Annotated in this window: 11 protein-coding genes; 5 read left to right on the top strand and 6 right to left on the bottom strand. The window is 64.4% G+C overall.

Annotation, left to right across the window (positions count from 1 at the left end; genetic code table 11):
* Positions 1-70 precede the first annotated feature (70 nt).
* The 4 genes from AB0K73_RS20450 to AB0K73_RS20435 form a co-directional block, all read right to left on the bottom strand.
* Entirely contained in the window at positions 71-508 is a 438-nt protein-coding gene (locus AB0K73_RS20450) for a hypothetical protein (RefSeq protein WP_360519277.1), read from the bottom strand.
* A 635-nt stretch (positions 509-1,143) separates the two neighbouring features.
* On the bottom strand, positions 1,144-1,599 hold the full coding sequence (locus AB0K73_RS20445; RefSeq protein ID WP_360519280.1) for a hypothetical protein: 456 nt from the start codon (positions 1,597-1,599) through the stop codon (positions 1,144-1,146).
* A gap of 13 nt (positions 1,600-1,612) precedes the next feature.
* Positions 1,613-2,113: a hypothetical protein gene (locus AB0K73_RS20440; RefSeq protein ID WP_360519283.1), complete on the bottom strand. Its 501-nt coding sequence runs from the start codon at positions 2,111-2,113 to the stop codon at positions 1,613-1,615.
* Positions 2,110-2,652, bottom strand: coding sequence for a hypothetical protein (locus AB0K73_RS20435; RefSeq protein WP_360519286.1), 543 nt, complete (start codon positions 2,650-2,652; stop codon positions 2,110-2,112). Before AB0K73_RS20435 ends, AB0K73_RS20440 begins: the two co-directional genes overlap by 4 nt.
* 270 nt (positions 2,653-2,922) lie before the next feature.
* Between AB0K73_RS20435 and AB0K73_RS20430 the strand changes: the two genes are divergently transcribed.
* Entirely contained in the window at positions 2,923-3,948 is a 1,026-nt protein-coding gene (locus AB0K73_RS20430; RefSeq protein WP_360519289.1) for an ATP-binding protein, read from the top strand.
* Complete coding sequence (locus tag AB0K73_RS20425) at positions 3,945-4,574, top strand: response regulator transcription factor (RefSeq protein ID WP_360519292.1); 630 nt, start codon at positions 3,945-3,947, stop codon at positions 4,572-4,574. Before AB0K73_RS20430 ends, AB0K73_RS20425 begins: the two co-directional genes overlap by 4 nt.
* 118 nt (positions 4,575-4,692) lie before the next feature.
* Here AB0K73_RS20425 and AB0K73_RS20420 read toward each other — a convergent pair whose 3' ends face one another.
* On the bottom strand, positions 4,693-5,298 hold the full coding sequence (locus AB0K73_RS20420) for a site-specific integrase (protein ID WP_360519295.1): 606 nt from the start codon (positions 5,296-5,298) through the stop codon (positions 4,693-4,695).
* Positions 5,299-6,029: 731 nt separating this feature from the next.
* A complete protein-coding gene (locus AB0K73_RS20415; RefSeq protein WP_360519298.1) occupies positions 6,030-6,662 on the bottom strand; it encodes a hypothetical protein in 633 nt (210 codons plus the stop codon).
* 20 nt (positions 6,663-6,682) lie between these two features.
* Here AB0K73_RS20415 and AB0K73_RS20410 point away from each other — a divergent pair, with 20 nt between their 5' ends.
* The 3 genes from AB0K73_RS20410 to AB0K73_RS20400 all read left to right on the top strand — a co-directional run bounded on the left by AB0K73_RS20410 (position 6,683) and on the right by AB0K73_RS20400 (position 7,808).
* On the top strand, positions 6,683-6,946 hold the full coding sequence (locus AB0K73_RS20410; RefSeq protein ID WP_360519301.1) for a ribbon-helix-helix domain-containing protein: 264 nt from the start codon (positions 6,683-6,685) through the stop codon (positions 6,944-6,946).
* The gene (locus tag AB0K73_RS20405) at positions 6,943-7,182 is read left to right on the top strand and encodes a toxin (protein ID WP_360519304.1); all 240 of its coding nucleotides are present in this window, start codon (positions 6,943-6,945) and stop codon (positions 7,180-7,182) included. Before AB0K73_RS20410 ends, AB0K73_RS20405 begins: the two co-directional genes overlap by 4 nt.
* A 167-nt stretch (positions 7,183-7,349) precedes the next feature.
* Positions 7,350-7,808 (top strand): hypothetical protein, encoded by a 459-nt coding sequence (locus tag AB0K73_RS20400; RefSeq protein ID WP_360519307.1) that lies wholly within the window; start codon positions 7,350-7,352, stop codon positions 7,806-7,808.
* The last annotated feature ends 10 nt before the right edge of the window (positions 7,809-7,818 follow it).

Here is a 7,818-nt window from a genome sequence, read left to right as displayed (position 1 = left end):
CTCACCCCCGTCGAGTTTGAGATGATCTACGTGACCGCAGAAGCGGCCTAATCACTGCAAACCCCGAGCGTCAACCAGACCGGGGGCCGACCCTCCCGACTCGACCACTGGTGGCCTGGTCCGTCTTGCGATCGCACTTTGCAAAGCCACTGTACTGAGCGGTGACCGCGCCATCTGCCGCTTCGATCAGCTCCACCTCGGTCGTGCCCGCCTTGCAGCCCCACTGCTCAGCAACGGCATCCCACGGAACCTGCTTCCACCATCGATACATGTCCGTCCAGTACACGTTCCACTCCGCCTGCGAGGCGCTCTGCGCCGGCGGCGTTGGTTCTGGATTCGCGGATCGGAACGAATCGAGCTCGCTCTCAGCGATGCGAGCCGCATCGTCCGGATCCGGCTGCGACGCAACCGCAGGCGCGTAACCAGCGCCCACGATCAGGGCTCCGATCGAGGCGGTCAAGATGACGATGTTCCGCAGCATTCGTCGCTGCAGCGTGGCGTTCTTCATGTGCCAACCCTTTCAACTTCATTGTCGACGCGAGGTCCTAGACGAACTCTCGTGAAGGGCCCCCCCAATGTGGCTCAATAGGGGAATGTCCGGCAGCGCCGAGAAGGTTCCAAGATCTGAGTCCGCGCAGAATTGCCGGGGGATCGTCCCGGACATGCGTAGCATTATGGAATGGACAGGGAAGACCACAGCGACGTTCCGTCTTCCGCCGAGGAGCCCCCGTACCAGGCGATCGCACCGAACCTCGATAAGCTCTCGCGTTCATCGTTCCAACCGGGCAGCGTAAGCCGGCGCCGAATCGGACGTGCAGCTTACGTGCTCGGCGTTCTGCTACTCGCAGTGATCGCCTTCGTCGCGTGGTCGATTTACCTCGCATAAACAACTCCGATCGTCACGCCAACGTTGAACTTCAGCGCGCCGCGAGGCATCCGGCCACAGGAGCGACGTGAGTGCAGCTTGAATCGTTTGCACAGTTGATGCTCCTCCCGATCGGCGGGGCCCTCCGCTTGCCCGCTCTCCCTGGATGGGTCGCGCGGTCGAAGGGTGTCCTACGCAGGTGCCAGGATCACCAACCGCCGATACAGAAAACCCCAGCCCCCACGAATGCGTGGGCTGGGGTTCTCTGCGGCGGTGCATCACTGATAGATACTCAAGGGTGCGTCGACTTGGTCGCAGCCCGCGGCAAGAGCTGAACGCCTCTGTCCGAGATCCGATGTGTCACCGAAGGCCGGTTCCCCTTCGGCGGTGGCGAGATCGCCCACTGCGGAGCCGAGAGCTTCTGCCTCCTGAAGCAGGTCCGCGTCGTCATGCATGGTGCGAAGAAGCTCGAAGCTCTTCGCGACGCTCGCAGCGACGACGTTGAAACTGTCCCTGTCGAGTGTGGCGTCTGCATACGCCCCCTGCGCATCCTCGAGCACTGTGAGCGCCACAGATACCGAGTGGCACAATCCGGTGTCGCCGTCCTCCGAGGCCGGCACGGCTGTTGGTGCCGCGGCGGTCTCTGCAGGTTCGCTCGGTTCGCTGGAGGCAGCGCATCCGGTTGCACCGATCAGCATTCCGCCCAGGAGGATTCCAGTGATGACGCGCTTCATGTCGCTCCTGCTCCTAGTAGTTCAGGGTTCCCTGGAATCGGACTATGGGGTCTGTGCTACTCGACGGGTTGCATGCACCACCGCGCCGCGCATCCATGCTGAAGCCCAGCGGCGCGATGTAGGTGGAACCGCTCGCCGAGTTGACGAAGGTGCCGGAGCTGCTGTCGTTGACGAAGGTGAGCGAGTTGGTGAACTGATTGCCGGTCTGCGGACTCCAGAGTCCCACGTTCGTCGAGGCACCGCAGGTCGGGATGTCGTTCGTTTGAATACTGATCGATCCGCCGGCGGAATGGTTGTAGACGGGGGAAAACCAGTACAGCACGTTCGATCCGGGCATGTAGTGGGTGAATCCGGAGCTGGCGGCGGATGCCGCTTGGGCGCCGACTCCGAGGAGCCCCATGGTCAGGACGAGCGCGCCGACGATCGTCTTGGTTCGTCGGGTGCGAATGCCCGTTCCTCGCTGAACCTCGGGACGGGTGGCATCGGTATCGAGTTCCTTCATCGCGTTGGTCACTTCTGGTTCCCTTCGAGGTAGTAGGTGCAGTTCGCGACATCGGCTTCGAGCGCGTCGGCGTCGTGGAGCCGGCTTTGGATTGCCGCGTCCCACTCCGCCAGGTCCTGCACGAGACGCTCGACTTCGGGAAGAGCGGTCGCGTTTCCGAGACGCTCCCGAGCGTTGTCCGCTGCCGGGACGTCGCCTGTACGGATGGAACCCGCAAGATTGTCTTCCCAAGCACACACGTAGTAGTACGCGGCGACCATCTGGAGGGCTCCGTCCTCAGTGAGTGAGCCCGGGGTTTCAAGGAAGCTCGGAGGACTGGACGGAAGGGTCACCCCTTCAGGAAGGATGTAGGGGTTCATCGCTCTTGCGTTAGCGGGAGCAGCGAGCTGGTCCCACGCTTCCCCGACTTCCTCGGCCGGTGTGAACCCAGGCTGGTCTGCTGCTCCCGCCGCCGCCGCGGCAGGGAGTGCGGCGCCAATTCCCAATGCCGCCACCGAGAGAATCAGTCCCCCAATGAGCAGCTTCCGCCGTTCCCGATCCATCCGTTTCATCTGCAACTCCTTCGTGCGATTCGGGCCCGGTAGTTCTGGCCGCGTCAATAGCTAACAGGGGGTGGTCCGGCTCATCGATACCCCCTTAGTCACATTCCTCCCCGGACGGTGCATCCGCCCTCGAGGAATCCGACGAATGCGACAAAGGTGGCATTCTCCGGATCTGGAGCGGTCTGAAGTTACCGCCGCGGCGTGGTGTCGATACCGTTGTCCGAAATGCGGAGGAGAACGCGTGTGATCGAAAAGACACGACCAACGGAAAGTCGGACCGTGCATGATGAAGTCCTCGAGGAGCTGAGAGCTCAACTGGTCGCTCGTGGCAGCACGCGTGCCAATGCGGAATCAGTGGATGGAGGTCTCGAGTTCCATGTGCGGTCCATCCTCGACGAAGCGCTCGCTGCGGTCGAAGGGTCTATCAAGCATCCGACGGTTTCCGTCGAGTACCACGACCTTCCTGACCTCAGTACTCACGGTGAGCGCTCAGCCGCCATGGATGTGGATCCCGCCGAACCACTGATGGCCGCCGAGATACTGTTCTCCGTCGCGCTGCCGTTGCTCGTCGCGCAGGTAACCGCCGACGGGAACGTGGGTCGAGAACTCGATGTCGCCCACGCGCTCCATCACGCCATCTGGCGACGCTTCCCACCCGGTGCTATCGCCTACGTCGAGGTACTCCGCGGGCGACTGCAGCAGTCCCAGTACGAGACGAGACAGCGGATCTCTCGCGAACTCCACGACCGCATAGCCCACGGAATCGCTGCGGGACTCCAGCGCCTCGAGGTAGCAAACACAACGAGGCCGGACGCGTCGGTCACCGCCGCCATGCGGATCCTTCGCCACGCGCTCGCGGACACTCAAGATCTCGCGCTCGACCTCCGCTCCCTTGTCGGCGATCGTGCGCTGCTTGAAGCGATCGACGAGTACGCCTACGCAACAGGCGGCAGTGGCGTGCTGCCAGTGCACGCCGTTGAAACCGGTGTGACCCGCCCGCTTACGCCGGTCGCTCGCGAGGAGATTTTCACGATCGTAATGGAGGCAACCCGGAATGCTCGCACGCACGCTGTGAACGCGACAGCCGTCGCCGTGCGCCTCGAATGGTCCCCGGCGAGGGTGGAAATCATGGTGACCGACGACGGCGACGGTTACGACGAGGGGAAGCTACAGGTCACCTCGCTCGGCCTTCGCGGCATCGCTGAGCGAGCTGCGCTCATCGGCGCGACAGTGGACTTCCTGAACGCCACGGGTGCCACCGGGCTCAGACTCACTCTCCCATTCGTCACACCACGCCACACATGATCAACACCTCTCCGATCCGCGCCGTCATCGCCGACGACCACGATCTCTTCCGTGACGGGATGAGAGCGATGCTCGCCGCCGCCACCGGCATCGAGGTCGTCGGCGAGGCATCCGACGGCAACAGAGCACTTGCTACGACCATCGCCGCGCGCCCCGACGTGCTGCTTCTTGACGTGGAGATGCCCGGCGCTCCGGTCCTCTCGACGATCACGCGTGTGCTTGCCGAGTCGCCGCAAACCCGCATTGTCATCGTCACCATGCACCGAGATCGAGTCCTCGCCAGCCACCTGCTCGCCGCGGGCGCGAGCGCATTCATCTCGAAATCGACCACCTCCGCAGAACTGATCGACACCGTCCGCCGAATCACTGCCGCTGCGAGCTCTACACGCACCAAGACGCCTCCACTCTCGGGGTCAGTGCTCTCCATGCGGGAGCGTGAAGTGCTGAGGCTGATCGGCGAGGGCCTCTCCAATCATGCAATCAGCCAACGGCTTTCCATCACGATTGGGACGGTGAAGCGTCACAACACTCACATCTTCGCGAAGCTCGGCGCGAGCTCACGCACCGATGCGGTAAGACGCGCCCGGGCCATGGGTGAGTTCTCAGAGCCAGGCCATGATGACTGAGCTCGCGCCCCGCTTGGCGAGGTGAGGTGATCTCACAACGGCGCAGGCCGCCTGGCCGCGCGCTCGATGCCGCTTTGAATCACGGGCGCGGCCAACTCTTGAGAATGGCAAGTGCGACTCATCTCCGGCTGGCAATGTGGAAATGCCCGCCCGCGCCGAAGATGATAGCGACGTCCTCATCAGCGTAACCGGGCGCGAACCTCCGAGGCGGTGGGGCGGGCTGGGCGTAGTAATCCTGCATCTTGTCGATGACCTCCTCGATGCGGGGCACCGTGTAGATGCTCGTGGTCCGGAGGTCGGCGTGACCGAGCACGACCTGCACCTCGGGAAGCGTCAGCACACCACTGCTGATCATCCTGGTTGCCGCCGTGTGCCGCAGGTCATGCAGCGTCCAGTTGGTGCCGAGCGCGTCGTTCGCGCGCTGGAGCACACGTCGAGTAGCGCTGTACGTGAGCGGACGCGACGGGCCGCGCCTCGTCCTCCACAGCGGACCGGCGACCGGACCCTCGAAGGTGCGCAGGTAACGTCCGAGCCAGGACAGCCCTTCCGGCGACAACGGGACCATCCGTCGCTCGCGCGAGCCCTTCGAGATGACCGACATGCGCTGTCCTGCCCAGTCGATGTCCTCGACGGTTGCGCCGAGTAGTTCTTCGGCACGCGCGCCTGAGCTGACGTAGCAGGCGACCAGCGCCCGGTCCCTGTCCGAGGGCATCTGCGCGAACAACTGGTCCCACATCGCGTCGGGGATCGACCTGGGTGCCACGCGCTGAGCGCGCTGGCGGTAGGCGCCCCTTCGGTGGGCGTGGCGGGGCTCAAGCGGGCTGCGGTGAGCGAGGGCGCGACGGCGCGATGGCGACTCCGGTACCGGGTTCACGACGGGGCCGTGTGCCCAGTGCGCGTGGAAGTCATAGAACCCGCGAACGGCGGCTAGCGTCAGGTTGATTGTCGCCGAGCCGTACCCGAGACCAAGGATCGGCTTCCCAGTCTTGAGATTCACCGCGGCTGCGAGTCCACGCTTCCGGCGCCGCTGCGGGTTCGGCGCGATCCGTAGCCAGCCAACGAGAGCGGACGTCTCCGACTCGGTGGCACGATCCCACCCGACGTCAAGCTGCCACAGGACACGGAACCACAGGAGCGCCGCGTAGCAGTACGACCGGATCGTACGAGGACTGTGGTCACCGACGGCCATGTACCCACCCACGCGCTCACGGGCTCCACGGCGTTCCCGTCCGCATCGAGCACCGTGTACGGTTCGTCGGGCCCTGGGCCGACGACGACCTGGCCGACCCGCTCCAACTCGATCTCGCCGGACCGGAGGCCGCGGCGTACGGGGTCTTCTGGGGTGGGTTCGCTCATGCGGGAACTCCTCGCAGGTCGCCGGTCAGGAACCGCACCACCGGTCTACCAACGCGCGGCGCCGCCCGAGACAACCAACACGCGGATGGTGCAGATAACTCACCACGATCTCGCTCCTCCAACGTAGGGCTGGTCGGCGCCTTTGGCGATGATGCCCTCGATGCCGGCATCAGTCATCGTCTCCATCCACTGCTGGGCCTCCTCGATGTCGGCCGTGACGGGCGACAGGTTCAGAGGTGGTGACCATTCGGCTGCCAGCTGCTCGAGCAGGCTCCGGCGCTCATCGAAGCGAAGGTGCCGAACATCGCGGCCGGCGACGGCGAGCACGTCGAGTCCGACGTATGACGCCGGCTGGGCAAGCGCGAGCCGTCTCGCGCGGTCCGCGCCCACGCTGAGGCGCTGCTGCAGGGCATCGAAGCTGAGCCGGCCGTCGATCCACACGACGGCTTCCCCGTCGATGATGCATCCCGCCGGGATCATGGCGGCCGCCGTGGACACGAGCTCTGGGAACGACTCCGACAGGTTCTTGACCAGAGGGACACTCCGGTGTCGTCGACGACGATGGCCTGCCTGAAGCCGTCCCACTTCGGCTCGTACCTGGTGCCGCCCGGCATCGCCGCCGGCCCCGGCAGCTCGCCGGCCATCCGGGCGAGTGCCAACACGGGCGGGACGATGAGCCCCTCGGGAATGCCCATCCCTCAACGGGCTATCGGCCGCTGTTGGCGCAGACATTTACGTAATACACTATTGTCATGAGCAAGCGCGAGACGATCAACGGTGTGCCCGTCACCGAGGAGCAGATCTCCGAGTGGGTCGCTGAAGCCGAGGCCGGCTATGACATCGAGGTGCTGAAGAAGCGCGGACGTGGGCGACCAGGGCGTGGAGCTGAGCCGTCGCAGGTCGTTGCGCTCCGTTTGACCAGTGACGAACTCGCGGCGCTGGATGCGCACGCTGCACGCGAGCACAAGACGCGGTCGGAGCTCATCCGGGACGCACTGGCCGCATACGCCGCGTGAACGTCCACGACTCCGCACTCAAGCACGGCATCAGCCCCGAGGACGCGACACAGGCAGCGTCATGGCCGATCTGGATCGAAGACCTCGACGACGACTCGCCCGGTCGCCAACTCCGACTCGGATTCGACACCCGAGGTCGATTGCACGAGACGGTCGTGCTGGTCTTCGACAGTGGGAACGAACTGGTGATCCACGCAATGAAGGCAAGGCCGCAGATGCTAGATCTCCTCCCCTGAAATCGAATCTGACCTAGATCGTCCACGCGTCGCCGGCGGACCGTGGTTCGGCTCACGAACGGTCTGACCCCGGCTACTCTCTCAGCATGCCAAGCCTTGGGACCACGGGATTCGATCGGGCACTATTACGTCCTCAGCGGCCCTCGCGGTTCAGGCTCACCCGTGCCGTGCCGGTTTCCGTTCGGGCCGCGGCGTATCTCGAAATCGGCCTTGCGGCCCTGGGGTTCCTGCTTCTGTGCACGACGCTCGTCTTCTTCGACTGGAACGCATACATCGCAGATACGGTCGGCCCCTACGAGCACCATGGCGCTGAACTCGAAGTCACTCCTGCTGGCGCGATTGCCACGGTGGTCACCGGGCTCGCACTGAGCTTTGCAGGCGTACTGCTCTCGGTCACTTTCGCGTTCGTAGCTCTGCGCGGAGCGAACTGGGCTCGAATCTGGATCACCGTCCTGTTCGGCCTCGGCGTGATCGCCCAGTTTGCTTCACCGATCGACTTCATCTCCGTGGCATCCGGCCTTCTGGAGTCGGTCGCGGTGATACTGCTCTGGTTGCCGTCCTCGAGTGCGTTCTTCCGATCCGTGAAGCTGGATCGGGCCGCACATCGATCGAAGCGACTGGCATAGGGATCGCTCC

This window comes from Agromyces sp. NPDC052230 (genome assembly GCF_040679595.1).
Taxonomy (GTDB): Bacteria; Actinomycetota; Actinomycetes; order Actinomycetales; family Microbacteriaceae; genus Agromyces.
The sequence above is the reverse complement of the archived record's forward strand: the minus strand, read 5'-3'. Positions and strand labels throughout refer to the sequence as shown.